The sequence below is a fragment of the Acetobacteraceae bacterium genome, assembly GCA_039613835.1.
Lineage (GTDB): Bacteria > Pseudomonadota > Alphaproteobacteria > Acetobacterales > Acetobacteraceae > Sorlinia.
In genome coordinates this window covers 1,395,935-1,414,162 of the sequence record CP154827.1, presented here as the reverse complement: position 1 = coordinate 1,414,162, position 18,228 = coordinate 1,395,935, and the positions used below count along the sequence as shown (strand labels likewise).

Annotated in this window: 24 protein-coding genes and 1 pseudogene; 17 read left to right on the top strand and 8 right to left on the bottom strand. The window is 54.9% G+C overall.

What is annotated here, in order from left to right; all coding sequences use genetic code 11:
• The first annotated feature begins 37 nt into the window (after window positions 1–37).
• From thiC to AAYR33_07840, 3 genes are all read left to right on the top strand, one after another.
• Complete coding sequence (gene thiC / locus AAYR33_07850) at window positions 38–1,933, top strand: phosphomethylpyrimidine synthase ThiC (GenBank protein XAO70940.1); 1,896 nt, start codon at window positions 38–40, stop codon at window positions 1,931–1,933.
• Between the two features lie 472 nt (window positions 1,934–2,405).
• On the top strand, window positions 2,406–2,870 hold the full coding sequence (locus AAYR33_07845) for a thiamine phosphate synthase (protein ID XAO70939.1): 465 nt from the start codon (window positions 2,406–2,408) through the stop codon (window positions 2,868–2,870).
• On the top strand, window positions 2,846–2,989 hold the full coding sequence (locus AAYR33_07840) for a hypothetical protein (protein XAO70938.1): 144 nt from the start codon (window positions 2,846–2,848) through the stop codon (window positions 2,987–2,989). The genes AAYR33_07845 and AAYR33_07840 overlap by 25 nt, the downstream gene beginning before the upstream one ends.
• 233 nt (window positions 2,990–3,222) lie before the next feature.
• On the opposite strand, the gene AAYR33_07835 is transcribed toward AAYR33_07840, so the two are convergent.
• The 3 genes from AAYR33_07835 to thiD all read right to left on the bottom strand — a co-directional run bounded on the left by AAYR33_07835 (window position 3,223) and on the right by thiD (window position 5,725).
• Window positions 3,223–3,393 carry a hypothetical protein gene (locus AAYR33_07835; protein XAO70937.1) on the bottom strand — a complete coding sequence of 57 codons (171 nt, stop codon included), beginning with the start codon at window positions 3,391–3,393 and terminating at the stop codon, window positions 3,223–3,225.
• Between the two features lie 163 nt (window positions 3,394–3,556).
• Window positions 3,557–4,411 (bottom strand): hypothetical protein, encoded by an 855-nt coding sequence (locus tag AAYR33_07830; GenBank protein ID XAO70936.1) that lies wholly within the window; start codon window positions 4,409–4,411, stop codon window positions 3,557–3,559.
• A gap of 468 nt (window positions 4,412–4,879) precedes the next feature.
• A complete protein-coding gene (gene thiD / locus AAYR33_07825; GenBank protein XAO70935.1) occupies window positions 4,880–5,725 on the bottom strand; it encodes a bifunctional hydroxymethylpyrimidine kinase/phosphomethylpyrimidine kinase in 846 nt (281 codons plus the stop codon).
• A gap of 92 nt (window positions 5,726–5,817) precedes the next feature.
• On the opposite strand from thiD, the gene AAYR33_07820 reads away from it, so the two are divergent.
• Window positions 5,818–5,940 (top strand): hypothetical protein, encoded by a 123-nt coding sequence (locus tag AAYR33_07820; GenBank protein ID XAO70934.1) that lies wholly within the window; start codon window positions 5,818–5,820, stop codon window positions 5,938–5,940.
• A 74-nt stretch (window positions 5,941–6,014) separates the two neighbouring features.
• Here the strand turns inward: AAYR33_07820 and AAYR33_07815 are convergent, their stop codons facing one another.
• The gene (locus AAYR33_07815) at window positions 6,015–6,506 is read right to left on the bottom strand and encodes an NUDIX domain-containing protein (GenBank protein ID XAO70933.1); all 492 of its coding nucleotides are present in this window, start codon (window positions 6,504–6,506) and stop codon (window positions 6,015–6,017) included.
• Between the two features lie 519 nt (window positions 6,507–7,025).
• Between AAYR33_07815 and AAYR33_07810 the strand changes: the two genes are divergently transcribed.
• Both AAYR33_07810 and AAYR33_07805 read left to right on the top strand, forming a co-directional pair.
• The gene (locus AAYR33_07810; GenBank protein XAO70932.1) at window positions 7,026–7,502 is read left to right on the top strand and encodes a hypothetical protein; all 477 of its coding nucleotides are present in this window, start codon (window positions 7,026–7,028) and stop codon (window positions 7,500–7,502) included.
• A 135-nt stretch (window positions 7,503–7,637) separates the two neighbouring features.
• Window positions 7,638–8,003 (top strand): hypothetical protein, encoded by a 366-nt coding sequence (locus tag AAYR33_07805; GenBank protein ID XAO70931.1) that lies wholly within the window; start codon window positions 7,638–7,640, stop codon window positions 8,001–8,003.
• A 105-nt stretch (window positions 8,004–8,108) separates the two neighbouring features.
• Here the strand turns inward: AAYR33_07805 and AAYR33_07800 are convergent, their stop codons facing one another.
• Window positions 8,109–8,321 carry a helix-turn-helix transcriptional regulator gene (locus AAYR33_07800; GenBank protein ID XAO70930.1) on the bottom strand — a complete coding sequence of 71 codons (213 nt, stop codon included), beginning with the start codon at window positions 8,319–8,321 and terminating at the stop codon, window positions 8,109–8,111.
• A 285-nt stretch (window positions 8,322–8,606) separates the two neighbouring features.
• On the opposite strand from AAYR33_07800, the gene AAYR33_07795 reads away from it, so the two are divergent.
• The 4 genes from AAYR33_07795 (at window position 8,607) to AAYR33_07780 (ending at window position 10,709) form a co-directional block, all read left to right on the top strand.
• Window positions 8,607–9,365: a DNA alkylation repair protein gene (locus AAYR33_07795; GenBank protein ID XAO70929.1), complete on the top strand. Its 759-nt coding sequence runs from the start codon at window positions 8,607–8,609 to the stop codon at window positions 9,363–9,365.
• Window positions 9,366–9,696: 331 nt separating this feature from the next.
• The gene (locus AAYR33_07790; protein ID XAO70928.1) at window positions 9,697–9,837 is read left to right on the top strand and encodes a hypothetical protein; all 141 of its coding nucleotides are present in this window, start codon (window positions 9,697–9,699) and stop codon (window positions 9,835–9,837) included.
• A gap of 45 nt (window positions 9,838–9,882) precedes the next feature.
• Window positions 9,883–10,491 carry a hypothetical protein gene (locus tag AAYR33_07785; protein XAO70927.1) on the top strand — a complete coding sequence of 203 codons (609 nt, stop codon included), beginning with the start codon at window positions 9,883–9,885 and terminating at the stop codon, window positions 10,489–10,491.
• Window positions 10,479–10,709 (top strand): hypothetical protein, encoded by a 231-nt coding sequence (locus AAYR33_07780; GenBank protein XAO70926.1) that lies wholly within the window; start codon window positions 10,479–10,481, stop codon window positions 10,707–10,709. Before AAYR33_07785 ends, AAYR33_07780 begins: the two co-directional genes overlap by 13 nt.
• Window positions 10,710–10,985: 276 nt before the next feature.
• Here AAYR33_07780 and AAYR33_07775 read toward each other — a convergent pair whose 3' ends face one another.
• The gene (locus AAYR33_07775; protein ID XAO70925.1) at window positions 10,986–11,204 is read right to left on the bottom strand and encodes a hypothetical protein; all 219 of its coding nucleotides are present in this window, start codon (window positions 11,202–11,204) and stop codon (window positions 10,986–10,988) included.
• 103 nt (window positions 11,205–11,307) lie between these two features.
• Window positions 11,308–11,547: a hypothetical protein gene (locus AAYR33_07770; GenBank protein XAO70924.1), complete on the bottom strand. Its 240-nt coding sequence runs from the start codon at window positions 11,545–11,547 to the stop codon at window positions 11,308–11,310.
• Between the two features lie 303 nt (window positions 11,548–11,850).
• Between AAYR33_07770 and AAYR33_07765 the strand changes: the two genes are divergently transcribed.
• Both AAYR33_07765 and AAYR33_07760 read left to right on the top strand, forming a co-directional pair.
• Window positions 11,851–12,282, top strand: coding sequence for a hypothetical protein (locus AAYR33_07765; protein XAO70923.1), 432 nt, complete (start codon window positions 11,851–11,853; stop codon window positions 12,280–12,282).
• Window positions 12,283–13,108: 826 nt separating this feature from the next.
• Window positions 13,109–14,707: a glycoside hydrolase gene (locus AAYR33_07760; protein ID XAO70922.1), complete on the top strand. Its 1,599-nt coding sequence runs from the start codon at window positions 13,109–13,111 to the stop codon at window positions 14,705–14,707.
• Window positions 14,708–14,784: 77 nt separating this feature from the next.
• On the opposite strand, the gene AAYR33_07755 is transcribed toward AAYR33_07760, so the two are convergent.
• Window positions 14,785–14,964: a hypothetical protein gene (locus AAYR33_07755; protein ID XAO70921.1), complete on the bottom strand. Its 180-nt coding sequence runs from the start codon at window positions 14,962–14,964 to the stop codon at window positions 14,785–14,787.
• 125 nt (window positions 14,965–15,089) lie between these two features.
• Here AAYR33_07755 and AAYR33_07750 point away from each other — a divergent pair, with 125 nt between their 5' ends.
• From AAYR33_07750 to AAYR33_07730, 5 genes and pseudogenes are all read left to right on the top strand, one after another.
• Entirely contained in the window at window positions 15,090–15,515 is a 426-nt protein-coding gene (locus AAYR33_07750; protein ID XAO70920.1) for a hypothetical protein, read from the top strand.
• 16 nt (window positions 15,516–15,531) lie between these two features.
• Window positions 15,532–16,158 carry a hypothetical protein gene (locus AAYR33_07745; protein XAO70919.1) on the top strand — a complete coding sequence of 209 codons (627 nt, stop codon included), beginning with the start codon at window positions 15,532–15,534 and terminating at the stop codon, window positions 16,156–16,158.
• 21 nt (window positions 16,159–16,179) lie between these two features.
• Window positions 16,180–16,695: pseudogene (locus tag AAYR33_07740) on the top strand (DUF3383 family protein).
• Window positions 16,695–17,129: a hypothetical protein gene (locus tag AAYR33_07735; GenBank protein XAO70918.1), complete on the top strand. Its 435-nt coding sequence runs from the start codon at window positions 16,695–16,697 to the stop codon at window positions 17,127–17,129. Before AAYR33_07740 ends, AAYR33_07735 begins: the two are co-directional and overlap by 1 nt.
• Window positions 17,129–17,968 (top strand): hypothetical protein, encoded by an 840-nt coding sequence (locus AAYR33_07730; GenBank protein XAO70917.1) that lies wholly within the window; start codon window positions 17,129–17,131, stop codon window positions 17,966–17,968. Before AAYR33_07735 ends, AAYR33_07730 begins: the two co-directional genes overlap by 1 nt.
• Window positions 17,969–18,228: the final 260 nt, after the last annotated feature.

Genomic DNA, 18,228 nt, shown 5'->3' with positions numbered 1-18,228 from the left:
GGTCCAGACTATATCTCAAGCGATAGGTGGACGATCCATGACCCAACAAGACGCGCACGCAACCCTCGAAAATGCCGCCATCGAGGCCGATGACGCCAGGGCTTTGTCCTTGAAATTTGGCAGTCCCCAACCGCTTTCGACCGGGCCGTTGCCTGCGTCACGGCGCATCTTTGTTGCGGGCGAGCGCGATACGCAGATCAACGTGCCCATGCGGGAGATCGATGTGCACCCGACAGCGGGGGAACCCCCTTTGTGGGTTTACGATACGTCCGGCCCCTATACGGACCCGCAGGCGCGGATCGATATCAAATCCGGGCTTTCGCGTTTCCGAACGGACTGGGTCATCAAGCGTGGCGACGTCGAATCTTATGATGGCCGCGTCGTGCAGGCGGCGGATAATGGTTTCGCCAAAGGGGCGCAGCTCACACCTTCTTTCCCGGTTACCAACCGCCCTTTGCGGGCGCGACAAGGTCGGGCCGTGACGCAACGGGCCTATGCGCGGGCAGGGATCATCACGCCGGAGATGGAATTTGTCGCGATCCGGGAGAATCTCGGGCGGCAGAAGATGGAAGGTGCAGTGCCGGAGGCGGGTGAAGCGCGCGCGGCGCAGAATTTCGGCGCCGCCATCCCGGATGTCATCACGCCTGAATTTGTGCGTGACGAAATTGCATGTGGGCGGGCGATCATCCCGGCCAATATCAACCACCCGGAAGCTGAACCGATGATTATCGGCCGTAATTTCCTTGTCAAAATCAACGCGAATATCGGCAATTCCGCCATTGCCTCCTCCATGGAAGAGGAGGTCGATAAAATGGTCTGGGCCACGCGTTGGGGAGCGGATACGGTGATGGATCTATCGACCGGGCGGAATATCCATAACATCCGGGAATGGATCATCCGGAATTCCCCCGTGCCCATCGGCACCGTACCGCTTTATCAGGCGCTGGAAAAAGTGAATGGTGTGGCGGAAGATCTCTCCTGGGACGTCTATCGCGACACATTGCTGGAGCAGGCGGAGCAGGGCGTAGATTATATGACGATCCATGCGGGTCTTCGGCTGCATCACATCCCGCTGACGGTGCCGCGCATCGCGGGGATCGTCTCACGCGGCGGGTCGATCATGGCGAAATGGTGCCTGCATCATCATTGTGAAAGCTTCCTCTATACGCATTTTGAGGAGATCTGCGAGATCGCCCGCGCCTATGACGTTAGTTTCTCACTGGGCGATGGGTTGCGCCCGGGCGCGATTGCCGACACCAATGACGCCGCGCAATTCGCTGAGCTTGAGACATTGGGGGAACTCGCAAAAATCGCCGCCGCGAAAGATTGTCAGGTGATGGTTGAAGGGCCGGGCCACGTCCCCATGCATAAAATCCGGGAGAATATGACGAAGCAGCTCGCCATTTGCGATGAAGCTCCTTTTTACACACTGGGCCCGCTGACGACTGATATCGCGCCGGGATATGATCACATTACCTCCGCGATTGGCGCGGCAATGATTGGTTGGTTCGGGACGGCCATGCTCTGTTACGTTACCCCCAAAGAGCATCTCGGATTACCTGATCGTCAGGATGTCAAAACGGGCGTCATCACTTATAAACTGGCGGCCCATGCGGCTGATTTGGCGAAGGGTCACCCCGCCGCGCAGATGCGGGATGACGCCGTCTCACGTGCGCGGTTTGAGTTTCGGTGGGAGGATCAGTTCAATCTTTCCCTTGACCCGGAAACGGCGCGTGATTTCCATGACCAGACCCTCCCGAAAGATGCGTATAAGCTGGCGCATTTCTGTTCCATGTGCGGGCCGAAATTCTGCTCCATGCGGATTTCCCACGATATTCGCGCCGATGCCCAGAAAGAGGGGCTTGCCTCCATGGCCGCGCGCTATCGGGAAAGTGGCGACCTCTATATGGTGCAGAACGGGTCATTTGACTGACATTTGAGGGTCGCCTGCCTCGTGAAGCCCGGCATCCTTTCAGTGAGAGAGGTCGGGTCCGTATTACGCCTCTCTGAACTTGAAGTGAGCGAAGCGAATAGGTAATGGCGCAAACCTGTCTCGATAAACCTATATAGACTTCTAATAAAATGCGCTCCTCATTTTCAACGCGCAGGACGTTCAGGCAGTAAGGGACGATGTTCGTCCCACTTTCGTCTGAGCTTGTGCCTGGATGCGCGTTTCAGGGCGTGTTTCCTGCCCTCAATCTGACGTACACTTGCGTTATTTTACAAGTCAGGGCAGTTTAGATGTCAGGAATGCGCATCCTGAAAGTGACGGTAAATTGTTTCGAAACATGCGATAACGTCCCTGTCTTAACGGGATAGCAACAGGCAAGGGGCGAAATGTGGTGAGGAAATGCGATTTTTCGCTATATGTTGGGCTCGATCTTCCCGTTTTAACACTGAGCAGGGTGGTTTCCGCAGCGCAGGAGGCCATTGATGGCGGGGCGACCGCCATTCAACTTCGGGAAGAAACCAACGATACGGCGCGCATGATCACCGCCGGTCTCGCTCTGAAATCCGTTCTGGATGAGCGTCAAATTCCTCTCATCGTCAATGAGTCCCTGGATGCGGCGCTGGCAATTGGCGCAAGCGGGGTTCAGTTTCGCACCCGGGCCAAGCTTATCCCGGAAGTCCGACGCCGGTTGGGAGAGACAGCGCTGATCGGCCTGACAACGTTTAACGCCGCGGAAGTCGCGGCTGCCAACCCGGGATTGATCGATTTCATCGGGACGGGCCTGGTTTATGAAACATCCGGTATGCCGGATTGGGTGACGCCGATCGGGTGCAGCGGTCTCAAAGCCTTCGTTGATCGGTGCCGGAGCCGGTTGTCGCCCTCGGCGGCACAGATGTGCCGCATATTGCTGATGTGCTGAATACCGGGGTAAGTGGCATCGGCGTCCCGATCTCCGTCCTCACGCCTGAAAAAGTGACGGAAGAACTGCGGCTTTACGCGCAGTCCATCGCGGATTATCGGCGTCTCACGATAGGCTGATTATGCGGCTTCGGGCGGATATCTAACGCATTGCTCCGCCGTGCGTGGGTTCGCAACTTGTCACGAACCCACGTCTCCCGGTGGGGAAAGCGGTCTGCCATCTTCCCGGCTGAAACGGTGGGGAAGCACGGAGGATGTCATCCGATGATCGATAGGTGACGCCATCATCCACGCCTATGTTTCTGATGTGTTTTAACCGATAACGTGATGATCGCGCCGACCCCCAAGCGCGCTTATTCATGATATCCGATAAATGTCCACCACGCATTATCTCCCGGTTTATCCGGGAAACTCATCAAACCATTTTCATCCTTGACGATGTAAAGTGCTTGATTGTCGTCATCCCGAAAAAGCCAGTCATTTTTGTAAACCTGATCATGGTAATGCCGTATGCGGGGGCTCAAATGAGGTGAGAGTGCCTCATCCTGTTTCGGGTAGCGGCCAATATAGGCCTAGTCATCATTATCCGTTTTATCGGTGGGAAAGCTGTTAGGATATTTTCGCTTGATCGTGAAATATTCCGTATCGTGATTTATCGGGTTCCGGCAGATGAAGTAGTCCCCGATTTTAATATCGAGACGGTACCTTATCTTTCCATTCATGCACCCTCTTTTTCTGGATACGGAGGTCATTGATGATGGGATAGCCGATCCCGATGGATCTCCAATCATTATTATCCCCTCCTTCCTCCGGGAAGGGGCCGTATTTGCCATCATGCAAGGCTTCGAAAATATAGGGCTCCGTTGCCGTGACGTCTTTGACAAACATCATGCCCTTCTTGGCAGTGTTTTCATATTTCCCCCACTGATGGAGGCTTCTGAACTGATTTCCCAACAGGGACAGCGTGCCTTGCGTGTCCCATGATGCGGAGCCGTAATCGGCCGCGGTCATGCCAGGCAGGATGTTCTCCTTCGCGCAGAGGTCGGGATCGCCATAGGCATTCCCGTTTGAAGAGGCCAACGCACTGGCCTCGCCGTAATTCCCTCTGATCTGTCCCATCGTCACGCGCGCGTGACGCAATGTCGCGCAATCATAGGGGCCGTAAAAATATTCCAGAAAAACGCGGTTCCAATTCCGGATACCGCCTGATTTTTTTGTTTTCAATTCACAGAGTAGATAGACCTTCCGCGTTGTGAGGTCTGCCAGGGTGAATTGCCACCAGTCACCCGTATCGTCGGACGGCGTGCGGGCACTTTTTTCCATACGGAAACGATAATTATGCCCGACCTTCCAATCGAACGGTCCGTTGATGCTGGCGCAAGGTCCGAACTCATCACATTTCACGACAGGAATGACGCCGCCTTTCGCATCGAGCCCGGCCCAGATGGAGACGATGGCGCGCTTGACGCCGTCGCCACGCATCAAGCCAAGATAGCCGGTTCGGCTTTTATACCATTCTTCCGGCTCGTTGAATCTGATCATCTGCGCCCAATAGACGGATGAAGGTGCCATGCCGGGAACGTCGTATTTTTCTCCGGGGTCGACATCAATGTGCAGTGAATAATCTTTTGCGTTGATGGTCTTTTCTTGAAGTGTCCAGCCGCCCGACGGAACGATGGCGTGCGCATTGATTGCGCAGCTTGCCATCAGCAGCATTGCTGACGTTGCTTTTCTTAACATCAATCACATCCGTCTTATTTTTTTTGTTGCGTGAGGGGTGCATTATAAGGTGCGCGAGAATAGCTTGCCCGAATTTAGTTGAAAAAATTATTTTAATCGTCTCATGCGCTCCCCGATTTTCTAACCTTTTCAAGGTTGTTGATCGCGCTTTCATGTCACGAATTCAGGACGCATCCATCGAGCGGTGCTTGGTCCGTCGGGGCAGGGTGGCTTGAGATTCTGTTCAGGCGTAACGGCAGGTCGCGTCCATTTTTGGCGACAAAATCTGTCTCAGCGTGCTGCCGGGCGGGTCGGCCATAATGCATGGAAATGATGCAGGGGGCCATGTCCCTGACCGACCGAAAGCGCGTGGGCCGCACCCAGAGCGCCATCAAGATAGGTTTTTGCGCGGCGAATGGAAGGGATCAGATCGTGCTGCGGCAGTAGCACCGCGATGGCTGCGGACAGCGTGCAACCTGTGCCATGGTCGCATTGCGTGTTGATGCGTGGAGAGGTGAAGGCAATCGGTTCATCCTCGGCGCGCGACATGTCGAGCAGCCAATCCGTGCTTTCAGTGACATCATGACTGTGACCACCTTTAAGCAAAGTGGCGCGCGCGCCGAGCCTTGAGAAATCGTGCAATTGCGCCCGGACTTCATCATCGGATTGTGCGATTGAGGCACCCAGTAAGGCGGCCGCTTCCGGCAGGTTGGGTGTCACAAGCGTCACGAGAGGGAGTAAATACGTTTTGAGTGCGCTGATCGCGTTCGGGTCAAGCAGATGGTCACCGCTTTTTGCTATCATGACAGGGTCAAGGACGATGTAATCAGGCCGATAATGGCGCAGGCGTGAGGCGACAGCCTTGATAATGCCCTCATCATGCAACATGCCGATTTTGACAGCATCCACACGCACATCATCAAACACGACGTCGATCTGGGCGGCGACACAGTCCGGCGTCATCGGGGTGACAGCTCTGACGCCGCGCGTGTTTTGCGCCACCACGGCGGTGATGACGGACATGCCATATGCACCGAGCGCGGAGAATGTCTTGAGATCTGCCTGAATACCGGCCCCGCCCGTGGGGTCCGTGCCCGCGATGGTGAGGAGATTCGAAATGGGCGTTCGTGATTTCAAACCTTCCCACCTTTCATTCTCATATAAAAAGCTCAGAGTTGGAAGCTTGATTTCCCCACGCGCATTTTTGACCGAAGGCGGCGCGGCGTCAAATGATGGCTGCCACGTCTTCGCTCAACGTCCTTCATGGCGGGAAAGCCATGTTGGAGCGATGTCAGTCACAGGCAGAGCTCGCGGGTGACGTCGTACCCGTGTCTCAGCGTGGCACGGGGTGAAGGGGGATCCTCACATTCCCGGACACTTCTTCCTCTTTTTCTCACGATTCAAAATTTTGGAATGGGGTGGTCGCTCAGGCGCCGACAGTCATTGAACTGCCAAAAGCATGGTCGTGATGAAAGGCGGCGGCCTGACGCACAATTTCAACGACATTCGCATTGAGATTCAGACCCGGATTTGCGAGATCTTCCAGGCGGAACCAGCGCGCCTCATGCGCATCATCGCCGCCGGGCTGCCCATCAATCCAGGCGCAAAGTACGGCGATGAAAATAATATGGCGGCTGGGGTTACCCGCATCGTCAGTTTCGATAATTTCATGCGCTGAAAAAGCGTGGCGTGGCCGGGTCGTCAGGCCTGATTCCTTCGACATTTCCCGCTGTGCTGCATCGAGTATTGTCTCGCCCCAATTGACTTCCTCACCGGGAAGGCCCCATCTTGCGGCCTCCGACGTGTTGTTGCGCCAGACAAGAAGCATGCTGTCATCCCGCAGGGTGACGGCCAGGGTGGCAATGGTCGGGCGCGGATGAGCGCGCTTTTCCGAAGGATGACAATCTGAGCGAGACATCGGTCCGATACCTGTCTTTCCTGGATCAAAATGGGGCGAAATGAATTTGTGTCGGCGCGCCCTGTCCTAAAATGTGAGATATTTGAATTGCTTGAGTCATTCTAACCTCTTTCCACAACATTCAGAACAGGTTTTTTAGAGAAATATGCGCTTTTGTGATCAACCTCACTGACCAGACTACGATTTTTCTGCCTCGCCTGGCGTAAGGTAAAGCCCCCCTTTACGCTTTCTGCCAGATTCCGGTCATAGAAACATGACCGCGATATCATGCGGCGTGAAGAGGAAAAAGCCATTGACCTTATCATGTCGATCTCACCTCATTTGTACTTTAATCTCACATTTATATTTGTATCGAAATTGCAACAGTTCCCGCGTTATGAATCACTATGCCAGAAAAACATGGTTACGGGCTTGATGCACGTCAAACTTTAACATTAACAATGTCAAATCTGTTAACCCGCAATCGAGTTAGGTTCCCCTTTGGTGAATGAAAAATCGATGATGAGAGATTTTCGTCTGATGAAATCCCTGCAAATTGTCCTGCCCGCTGTTCTCGTCATGCTGCTCGACATGCCTCTTGTCAAAGCGGAGGGCGGTTTACCCTCGCATCATTATGAGCAATGGTATACGGGTTCACTCGTCTCGCCGTCAGGCGCCCAGCCAAAAGCCGGCATTCTCGGGGTCGAGTCCTACATGACCTACACCGAGCCGGCGGGGTTCTTCCGTGCTGATGGGGTTCGTCTGCCCTTGCCGGCTCATCAGCGCACTGTCACCAGCAGCACCATGTTCAAATATGGTGTGACGGATCGCCTCAGCCTTCAGACATTTCCCGCCATGTCCTATGGTTGGAAAGATCACGGTCCGACCACAAGCGGCATCAAATTCAACGATCTGCCGCTTGATGCCATTCTGACGGTTGTCAAACCCCACCCGGAGCATTACGTGCCGACAGTTGCTGTCTTCGCCGGCGTATTGGCTCCGATCGGGGACTACTAGCATCTCGGACGCGCAACGGATGGTGTCGGGGGCGGGGCCTGGGTTTTCCGCACCGCGATTGTGCAGCAATCGACGTTCATTTTTCCGAACGGTCATAATTTCCGCATGCGTGCCTGGGGGAATTTCCGACGGGCGATGAGTTCAGCGCGACTTGTCGATATCACATCGTACGGGACGGAAAGGGGATTCCGCGGGTGGGGGCGCCCGGGCATTAATGGGCAGGCGGGCTTCTCGTTCGAATATGGTCTTAACCAACGCTGGGTCATCGCCATGGATTTCGCACGTGACTGGGCTAATGGTGCCCGCGTGCGCGGTGTCGATGGCAATGGCAGGACCGTCAACACAAAAGGCGCGTCCTCATCAGACTGGCAGGTTGCGCCCGCGATGGAGTTCAGCTGGTCGCCGCGCTTCGGCATCATCGCTGGTTGTGCCATTTATGTTGCTGGCCATAACACCAATATGAATGTCGCCCCCCAATTCGCGGTCAATACCGTTTTTTAAGCAATGGTGCAGCCCATCTGAGCGTGCTGACGTAAGAGAGCCCCGTATTGTCCTTATCAGAGCCCGGGCGTCACGCCCGGGCCGACAATATCATCATCAGCCGCCTTACTTGTGTCCACATGGTTCGAGAAGCTTATGCAGTGGAAGGCCGAGGGCTGCGGCCACTTTCCCTGCATTGTCGAGACTGATCGTGATTTTCCCTCTCTCAACATTTGAAATAAATGGCTGACCGAGACCCGTCCTCTCACAAATCTGTTTCTGTGTAATGGCGCGTGCATCTCTCTCCGCACGTAATCTTCGGGCAAAAATCTGCCGCACGTTTTCTTGTGGTATATCTCTCGATTGTAGCAAATGATTATTCCTTCTTACAATTTCTTGAAGATATACTGATCCGGCGCCGAAGAAAACGGATGATTTCAGTATCGCCACATGAGAGTGGGATATGGGGATTTGAGGGAGACGGGCGATATTGCCGCCCGGGCCGTAACCAGCCGGGCATGGAATCGCCATGGCGGCGCATCATGGTAAAATGATGTTGAGGCGTTGCGACTCGCTGTCCCGTCTCTCTGCGGTGAGAAAATCCGGTTCGGGGAATGGCCTGTTATGTCGATGAATATCCCACCTGCACATCTTGCCGCACTTCAGGAAGGTTCGGCCGAAACGCGTCATCTGGCGGACATGCTGGCAATCGATATGTCACGACTTCTCCGGCGCCTTCATCTCCCTCCGGCCGACATTGCCGCGTTGGATCTCCAAAATCAGGGATTTGTGGAGCGTATGCGGCGTGCCGGGGCGCTGCTCGGGTCGCGTTATTCGGAGGGGGAGATCTGCGCATTGCAGTCTCACGCCAGTGACACAATCCGTGGCTTTGCGGCCTATGCGACGATCGAAGCGCTCAATGGAGAAGCGCGACAGAATGCCAGCGAACTTTGTCGCGCCATCCGGCCTTTTGCGGCTGATCGGCATTTCGGTGTGCGGGAATGGGCGTGGATGGCGGTCCGCCCCGCGTTCGCCGCGCGCCTTGCGGAGGCGATCGACACGCTCACGCCCGGGGTGCATGACCCGGACCCGAATATCAGGCGGTTCGCCATTGAAGTCCTGCGGCCGCGCGGTGTCTGGACCCGGCATATTTTAGCTTTGCGACGTGACCCCTCACCGATCCTGCCATTGCTGAATCCTTTGCGGACGGAGACACATAAATATGTCCAGGATTCAGTCGCGAACTGGCTCAATGATGCGGGGAAGGACAATCCGGCGTTTGTCATAGAGCTCTGCCAGTCATGGCGCACCGCGCAGCCTGATCACCCCGGCACGCTGCGCATCTGCCGCCGGGCGCAACGTCGCCTGAAATCCCCCGCCTGATGCCTGAAAAGAGCGTCGGGTGGGGCAATAAAATTTAACAATCCATAAACATATTTTTATTTTCAGCTTCACAAATGGGTTGAAATGCGTCATGTGTCACAGTGGAAAAACACGCGGTCGGCGCCCGACCTTTCGTGATCAAAGTGCAAATTTGAGCAGAGATCGCGCCTCGGAGCTCTCAAGATGCTCTTGCGGGCGCGCTTCGCAGCGGTCCCTTCAGACCGTGACACGGGCGCTTGCCCGCGCATCGATAGGGCAGGATGTCCCGCACGGCGACCCGATCCATCATCCTCGTCATGGCGTCAACCTGCATGGATAAAGGATAGGTAAGATGACAGGACATGAAGTTCCGGCGGAATATCGCGCCTGGTGCTGGGTTGACGGGACATCGGCGCTCGCGTTGGAAATGCGGCATGTGTCCCGGCTCGAACTTGCGGATGATGAAGTCCTCGTGCGCAATTACGTGGCTTGACTGAACCCGGTTGACTGGAAAGCCCTTGGCGAGCGCATTGCGCCCATGAAGCTCGGCCATATCCCAGGCGTGGATGGCGCCGGAATCGTTGTGGAAGTCGGTGCGAGACTTGATCCGGCCTGGGTCGAGCGCCGCGTTGCCTATCATCAAAATCTTATCCGCCCCGGCAGCTTCGCCGAATATACGCCCATTCAGGGCCGCGTATTGATGGTGATGCCGGATGCGCTGGATTTCGGCACGGCGGCCAGTATGCCATGCCCCGCTCTCACCGCGTGGCAGGCTCTCTCCAAGCTGCCCAGACGCGTCGGCGCGAAGCTTCTGGTTTCAGGCGCTGGGGGTGCTGTCGGGAATTATCTCGTCCAACTTACCGCTGATCGCGGTTTTGCCGTGACCGTCATGTGCCATGAGCGTCATTGGGAGCGCCTACGCGCATTGGGCGCCCAACATTGCCTCCCCGGTACCGCCGTGTCGGATGATCATTTCGCGGAGGATTTGAGAAATCAATATTACGCCGTCATCGATACGGTCGGTGCTGATTATGCCGTCAATCTGACGCCGGCCATGAAGGCGAACGGGCATATTGTCTGCATCCTCGGCCGCCTAGACGCTTGGCCGGACCCGATTTCACGCGTGCGACATCCATGCATGAAGTGACGATTAACGGCCTGCATATGTATGGTGATGATGCGGACTGGCATGATCTGACCAAAGCAGGGGAGCGCCTGCTGGCCTGCCTGGCGGAGCAGTCTCTCCATCCGGAAGAGATGGTGACGCGCAGCTTTGACGCGTTGCCAGCATTTCTGAATGACCTTGAGCATCGTCAATTTACGGGCAAAGCACTGGTCAATATGCCGGTCACAGCCAGTATCTGACTTATAAAGGTGGCGCAGAGATGCGTCGCCGCGCCGGGCGACAGTCAGTCGGGTCGCGATGGATGGGTTCCGGGCGCGATAAGTCGCCAGCCGAGCTTTTGTCTTACCATCAGGCCGCATATGTCCAAAGCAGGTGGTGCATCCTGATTAAGGCGGTGGCGGGCAGGTTTTGGGGCATTTTGAGATGATGCAAGGCGTGGGCGCGACGTCGGGACGGTGTCCACGCGCTGCTTCAGTCTGAAGTCATCGTCAAACTGATATTGTTGACCGACCTTTTCAGGCCGCGCGTGTCAGACAGCGGATCAGCGCCGCGACAGAGAAATCCCGCATCTCGTCATCCTGGTCAACGAGGGACTCAAGATAGTCCAGCGTCACGCGTGGCCGATCCGTGTAATCCGTATCCCAACGTCCAACCTCCGAAAATGCGCGATGAAAGACTTGACGCTGTAATGACTGACGCACCTGGCTCTTAATAAGTGTGGACGATTTAGGCATCCCGTTACTTGCCTTTTTTGTTATTCTCAGGACAGAAAAACATTAGCAGAACTAATATTAAACTTCAACTACTTGCTAAGCGACCTTGCCAGAAACTTGGATGTTATTTCGTTTCCGACTTAAAAGCGCGGGCGTAAAGCCGCATGGCTTCAAGCATATCCGGCTGAGCCGCATGGGGAATAAGCCTGAAAAGGCGCAGAGCTGCGAGCTCAAAATCGCTGCGGGCTTGTCCCTCACCCGTTGTGGCGCCTGAAAGCAGAAATGTCAGATCAACTTCCAGAACCTTGGCCAGAATCAGCAGGCGCGGCCGACGGGGAAAGGAACGCCCCGTCTCATATTGCACAATGGCGTTTTCCGGTCCGCAGATGAATTCTGCCGCGTTGGCAGGATCTTGCCAGTTCTTTCTTGATGGCGGTTGCGACGTTTTTGACGTGTCCGGCCTGAAACAGGCGAGGCAATCGGCGCAGCGCCGGGAGGTTCACGGGCTATTCATCAACAAACCCACAACAATAATGAGGGATATAATGTCAAAAAAAAGACCCGCCCTGAACGCACCGCCCCGACTGACGACTTTGCATGTAATGGTCCAACGCCGGAACGCCTGACAAAAACAATGTTCACGCACGGGGCGCCGCGACGTGTCCTGATGACCGTTCAAGCGCTCATCAATTCAGGCGATGTCGATCAGGATTGCGCCGATGCGGAGGAGCGCTGGTTTCGTGATTACACCTTCGCCTTCTTCGATTACGTGGAATATCGGGAGCCATGGCCGGTCAATAATGCGACGCGTCATGACGCGGTCTCGTGGCATGTCCTTCGCGCCATGACCTGTGCGCGCGTGGCCAATGTGAGGCGCGCTTTGGGCGCGGCGGCTGAATTGCGCCTTCGGCTTGTTTATGTGGAAGAATTGAGCTTCATAAAAATGGGTAAAATCCTGTTTCCCCATTTTTCCGCAACCGTAGCGCGGGGAAAGACATCGGCCCAGATCGCGCTGGTGCTTGAACAATTAAGAGATTTTTATAACGAGGAGAACAAAAATAAAAAGAAGGAGATTGAAGGCCGCATGCAGCTATGCTAGTATTACGAAAATAATAGACGTTATGTGTAAAGTAGATCATCGCGAAATGCGAAATATTCAGTCGACAAACAAATCACCTTTTGTGCCGAGTCCAATGTTTGGCGTGCAGCACGTATTTTTTGACGTGTAATTCAGTCCGTATCTCGATTCTTTATCATGGACGCGGCAGAGCGATATCGACGCGCCAACGCGCAGGGAAGCGACAAATGCCAGCGTTGCGCATGTTTCCCAATCGGGGAAGGGCCTCATATCGGGCTTCCGCACAGGGTCAGAGCCTTATGCCTCGCTGCGGCGTCACAGCGTGGGCCGTCAAGGCGTTGCGTAGCCGCCTTCAGGGACGATATGTTACGATCGCCTCAAGATGCGGTCAGGATGGCACGCTGCGCCGCGGATCTTCACTTTCAGTGAGGCGAAGTGTCTCGAATGGCATCGGCCCTTCTATTTAAGGACAAGAATTAAGCCGTCATATTTTGACGCCGCGCTAAAGTCATTCGAGGAACGGACAGGAATTAATCTGAAAATACGTCTCCACAGTGTCTGAAGACGGGATCGCCTCTTCATGACGGGTGAGCATGATCATATGACCACCTCCCCGGCAAGACGGACTTTACGCTTTTTGAAAATGCGCCGTGAAGTCGCCTCACCATGATGATCACCCTCCTGATTGCGACAGGTGCGACACACATCATGAGATGAGAGTGGCCGGTCCCGTAAATACGGGAAAAAACCCTCGTTTCCGAGCCTGCAAAGAGGCTCGACGAATATTTAATCATGAAATTTTATCTATAAGATCCGAAAAAATAAAATTAATAAGGGAACGAATAAAATGAAAGATGTCATACTTCAAATTCTGCAGGAGACAAAAGACGCCATCAATGAAATCATGAAACGTGATGATTTCGATGGATCGGCGCTCGATTACTCTAAATTTTCGGATTATTTCTACGGCGTTTCAGTAAGTGATCTCGTGGCGGAAAGCGATATCTATGATCTGAGCGTTTTATCGGAAATTGAAGACATACTCTCGCAAATCCAGACGCTGCGCAGCGCACGCCCTGACCGTTCCGTCGCGGCGGAAGAGGACGCGCAACAATCCGTCAAGCCCGAACCCCTGAGTTTCTTCTGGGACAAGAAGGAGAAAATCTATCACAGCGCGCCAGCCCAGGCGATTGACGGTTTTGGCGTGTTCGCGGGGCGCGAGACGGTTTTTTACGAGGATAAAAACCGGGACAGCATGTTGAGTGACCTTTTTTCCAAAGAGGGTCTGCATCTGTCCATTTTGCGAGCTGAAATTGATTACGAATATAAAAGCTCGGACCTGAATGATTCCATCAATCAATATTGGGTCTTGAAAAACGCCAAACAGAAATATGACATCGACAAGATCTTCGCCAGCACCTGGTCACCGCCTGCCTGGATGAAAACCATTCCCGATCAGATCGAGGGAAAAAATTTCAACAGGCTCGACTCAAAATATGATGATGTTTTCTGCTGCTATATCCTGAAAATCAGCATGGATTTTGAGACGGCAGGTATCCCGCTCTATGCTGTTTCCCCCATGAATGAGCCGGAATTTCCGACCTCCAGCTGGGCCGGTACGATCTGGCTGCCGACAGATGTCGCGCGATTTGTACCCAAGCTTCACGTGACGCTCAATCGCTTTGGCTCTCATACCAAGACGATTATCGGTGAATGCGCCAACTGGGCAGTGTCCGATATCTTCACGTTCTGCAGTCTCTGCATCATGTGGTTGAGTGGCACACTCGATAAGGTGGAGATCAGCGCCAGTCACGGTTACACCATCTCCAATCCTTTCGGTGGTGACTCGAGTGTGACCTATAATCAGAAATCCTATAACTGGGTTTTTGACCGTTTCAGCAAGCAGAGATGGATCACCGAGATCTCGGAAACCACAGAGTTCGACCCGAGCATGAAGAAAGGTCTGGAGTTTGCCTCCAGTCTTCATGGTTTTCTTACGCGCGGAAACGTCAATGCCTTCACTTTCTGGCTTGGCGTTGAGAAGACGAGTAATGAATGCCTGATCAAAACGGATGGCGAGACCTACACCAAGGGGAAAGTATATTTCGTATACGGTAATTATACGAAGTTCATCAGCCCTGGTTATACACGTCTCAAGACGTCGAGAAACACATCCTATAATGGCGTCCTCTATTCAGCCTATAAGGACCCGAACGCCGCGAACTCCCTGACAATGGTCATGATCAACCAGAGTGACCTTGATAGCGATATCGAGTTTGAGGTGGTCGATTCCGGCATTCAGGCTCTGACGCCTTATCTGACTGCAGAAGGTGACGATAATAACTGGAAAAAACTGGACGATATCCATCTGGACGCGTCGTCAAACAGCTTCAAGACGACCATCCCAACGAATAGCGTCGTGACATTCAAAGAGGTAGCGGCCTAAGGCGCCGGCGTCGGGAATTCCTCTTTTCGTCCAACCAAGGCTCTGTCTATGGATGACGTGGATGCCCGACGCCCATGTCACAGCGCCATGCAGACGATGCGGGCGCTGTGACATGCCATGCCGGCAATCTCTTCTCCTCCCTCCGGTTCATGGGCGCGTGACGCTGCTTTGGCGGTGAGAGTGGCGGGCCGCCATGAAGAAACGCCGTACCGGATAGTGCCACCCGCGCGTGGGGCGTCGTCGCTTGATCGCGTCATGCCCCGGCCGGGCAATTTATCAGGATGATGGTCATGAAACAGTCTCTCCCCAAACCGGACATGTCGACGGCGCTGACATTGTTGCGGCGTTGGCTTTTGACCCTCCTGCCCGAGGGGACGTCATTATGAGGGCGCATCAAAATGACGTCCCGGCGCCGACCGGGCTTTACATTCTGATGCGTCCCCTCCTGGCGACGTGGCTTTCAAGACCATGGCGGGGGTTCTCGGAAAATGCGGTCACGACCTACACGATATTGCGCCTCGACGTTGAGCTGACGGTCGAAGGAGACGACGCGGAGGCGATCAGTCACTGGATTGCGCTGCACTTTAATGATCCGTCAGTCATCTCATGGTTTCACGCGCAGGATAAGCAGGTGACACTGCTCGAAGCATCGTCTCCCGTCAGTGACGTGGCACGGGATGATGTGCGCGGTTACGTTGTTGGCTGGAAGTGCGAATTGGCCCTCCAGCTTAATCAGACCATGTCGGCCTGGATCGAAACGGCGGAGTCCGCTGCGATCCGGGCCGCGCCGACCCACCGAGCCGAATGAAAAAGGAGAAACGGCTTTGTCTGGTATACCCCTTTCACAAATCGTCAATGTCATCCCGCGTGTCATCACGCCGCAAACCCCCAGCAATTTCCTCGACCCTCTTATTTTGACGCATAATATGGACGTTGTCGGACCGGGCGACGTTATCACGTCTGATTCTCCGTCGGATGTTGCGTCTTTATTCGGTCCCGGCTCGATTGAGCATCAGATGGCATCGGTGATTTTCGGTGAGTTGAAAGATGTGTCGCGTTTGCCCACGCAAATTCTCTTCGCTGGCGTGTCAGACGGTGCCAGCAAGATTTCAGGCGATCTCGATAAGGTCGCACAGGGTTGGAGCAGTTGGGTCGGTTTTGCGCCGGCCTTCGTCCCGTCACAGGATGTTGCGCGCAGCCTCGCTTACTGGCTGTTGCTCAATACGCGCTATTGGGCCGTCATCTGGGACGATAACATCAATGCCCTCGTGAGGGATCAAGGGTCGGATGTTTCCAAATGGTCTCTGGGGTGGTTTTTCCAGGGTCTCGCCAATACGCGGAATATTTCTCTCATTTACAAAGATTCCAAAGCCGCTGCGCTGGCGCTGACATGGATGGCCACGCTCGATTTCGATAAGACGGACGGGCGTCGCGCTCTGGCCTTTACGTAAAGTGATTTCGTAACGCCAAGCGTTTCCGAGGCCGCTGACGCCCAGACATTGCTGGAAGGAAATTACAGTTTCTACGGCAATTACGGCGCCGCGACCGGCAGCTTCGCGTTTTTCTATGATGGTCGGGTTTTGGGGTCGAGCCAATGGGTAGATGCCCTGATCTGCCAGACATGGCTGGCCAATCAGCTCCAATATGCGCTGATCACACTTTTCATGCAGCAACGCGACATCCCTTCTACTTCTGAAGGCGATGCGATGATCACCGCCGCCTGCCGGGATGTATTGGTCAGAGCGGCAAATTTCAGGATCATCCGCACCGGCGTCACCTTATCGCCTGACCAGAAAGATACCGCCAACCGCGCTGCCGGGCGCGATATCTCCAATGAGCTTTTCAATCAGGGATATTATCTGCATCCCGGCGCGTCTTCCGCCACCCCGGAGCAAAGGGCTTCACGCAAGATCCCCGGGGCAATGCTTTGGTACAGTGACGGCGGCAGCGTGCAAAGCATCGATTTCAACGTCGTGGAGGTGGTGTAATGGCGCGTAATCTGACTTCAGCTGACGGGGTCTTCACCCTCACGGTCGAAACGCTGTTCAACGCCCCGATCACGCTTGAGAATTGGGGGACAGATCGCGCCTGGGAGGCGGATGCGCTGGACCAGGTCGAGACGCAGATGAGCATTGACGGGTATCTCAATGCCGGGTTTATTCCGTGCCCCGTCGATATGACGTTATATCTCAACGCGGCTTCCTCAAGTGTGGTGGATTTTGAAGTTATCATGACCGCTCAAACCACATCCCGCACGATTTACCGCTTAGATGGGGAGCTTACCCTGCTCGGCATCAGTCGAAAATATACTTTCAACAAGGGCGTTCTGCTTTCCGGCGCGCCGCTGCCGGATGGGATGCGCATCCTGGCGAACCGCGCCTTCAGACTTCGGTGGGAGCGGGTCTTCCCCGTTGGCTTCTGATGGCGCGGCGTGAGATTGAGATCACCATTTCTGAATCGGGTGATGATTATGGCAAAACTTTCCATATCAGGCGCATGTCGGCCTGGGATGCGGATCGTTGGGGCCGACGTGTCATTTACGCCTTGCTGCAAAGCCAGGTTGAGATTGAGGATCTCGATATTGAGCAGGGTATTGCGGGCCTGGTCGGGCGGGGTCTCGAACTTCTGGCCTATATCCCGCCTGAAACGGCGGACGCACTTTTTGACGCGCTGACGGATTGCGTTTTCCGGCGGCCGGACCCGCGTCATCCGGGTGTCGAGGTGCCGCTTCGGCCCGATGATGTCGAGGACGCGCTAACCATCGCGATATTGAGGGAGGCGGTTTTCCGGTTGCACACGGATTTTTTTTCGGGCGTGCAACGCCTCTTCTCCCCCGATGGGAAAGCGACGTCGGATATGGGGGAAGAAGACGCGCCGAAGCCTGCTGCGGAAACCTGTCCAACGCCTTCGCCCTGGTGCTGCAAGCCCGCCTCGCCACTTTGCATGAGTTGCAGACAATTTACGACAGCGAGGATTTTCATCTCCTCTTTGAGGCGGCCATGGTCAACGCCTATAATTGTCAGGGAAGCGAGCCGTGAAACAGATTTTCCGGCAGGACGCCTTTTCAACGTAACGTTAAAAAGGCCGAAACCGACGCGCCGAAAGGGCATGTCGCCAGCCGCCCTGTTGACGTACGCCCATCGCCGCGCTGAGAAATCGCATCACGCACTCGAACTGATGCGACTTTTGCGGGCGGCACACAAAGCCCGGCGAGACGACATCCGCGTCACTTTCGGGGACAACGTGTCTCTGACATTCTGAATTAAAGGCGTGAGGGACGGTATGTCCGACGGGCCCATAGCGGCGCTGAACAACGCCGATCATCTGCGCCTCCTGCGGTAATGCGTCGGGGGAGGGTCGCTCACGAGATGTCACATCTCGTCTCGCCGGAAAGGCGATGGCGACGTAACGCTGGCAGGGCTTTTTCGATGCGCCTGTCCTCCGAAGTTGAAAAGGGACGTGCAAGCCGGAAACGTCGCTCCTCGCCACCATTGCGCGATTCACGGCGCGCGGGCGTGGCA

Excerpts from the sequence above, each read along its gene's own strand:
- thiC (XAO70940.1), top strand. The coding sequence starts at position 38 with ATGACCCAACAAGACGCGCACGCAACCCTCGAAAATGCCGCCATCGAG.
- AAYR33_07830 (XAO70936.1), bottom strand. The coding sequence starts at position 4,411 with ATGATCAGATTCAACGAGCCGGAAGAATGGTATAAAAGCCGAACCGGC.
- AAYR33_07820 (XAO70934.1), top strand. The coding sequence starts at position 5,818 with ATGATGGCTGCCACGTCTTCGCTCAACGTCCTTCATGGCGGGAAAGCC.
- AAYR33_07815 (XAO70933.1), bottom strand. The coding sequence starts at position 6,506 with ATGTCTCGCTCAGATTGTCATCCTTCGGAAAAGCGCGCTCATCCGCGC.
- AAYR33_07810 (XAO70932.1), top strand. The coding sequence starts at position 7,026 with ATGAAATCCCTGCAAATTGTCCTGCCCGCTGTTCTCGTCATGCTGCTC.
- AAYR33_07805 (XAO70931.1), top strand. The coding sequence starts at position 7,638 with ATGAGTTCAGCGCGACTTGTCGATATCACATCGTACGGGACGGAAAGG.
- AAYR33_07795 (XAO70929.1), top strand. The coding sequence starts at position 8,607 with ATGTCGATGAATATCCCACCTGCACATCTTGCCGCACTTCAGGAAGGT.
- AAYR33_07790 (XAO70928.1), top strand. The coding sequence starts at position 9,697 with ATGACAGGACATGAAGTTCCGGCGGAATATCGCGCCTGGTGCTGGGTT.
- AAYR33_07785 (XAO70927.1), top strand. The coding sequence starts at position 9,883 with ATGAAGCTCGGCCATATCCCAGGCGTGGATGGCGCCGGAATCGTTGTG.
- AAYR33_07780 (XAO70926.1), top strand. The coding sequence starts at position 10,479 with ATGCATGAAGTGACGATTAACGGCCTGCATATGTATGGTGATGATGCG.
- AAYR33_07775 (XAO70925.1), bottom strand. The coding sequence starts at position 11,204 with ATGCCTAAATCGTCCACACTTATTAAGAGCCAGGTGCGTCAGTCATTA.
- AAYR33_07765 (XAO70923.1), top strand. The coding sequence starts at position 11,851 with ATGACCGTTCAAGCGCTCATCAATTCAGGCGATGTCGATCAGGATTGC.
- AAYR33_07760 (XAO70922.1), top strand. The coding sequence starts at position 13,109 with ATGAAAGATGTCATACTTCAAATTCTGCAGGAGACAAAAGACGCCATC.
- AAYR33_07755 (XAO70921.1), bottom strand. The coding sequence starts at position 14,964 with ATGACGCGATCAAGCGACGACGCCCCACGCGCGGGTGGCACTATCCGG.
- AAYR33_07750 (XAO70920.1), top strand. The coding sequence starts at position 15,090 with ATGAGGGCGCATCAAAATGACGTCCCGGCGCCGACCGGGCTTTACATT.
- AAYR33_07735 (XAO70918.1), top strand. The coding sequence starts at position 16,695 with ATGGCGCGTAATCTGACTTCAGCTGACGGGGTCTTCACCCTCACGGTC.
- AAYR33_07730 (XAO70917.1), top strand. The coding sequence starts at position 17,129 with ATGGCGCGGCGTGAGATTGAGATCACCATTTCTGAATCGGGTGATGAT.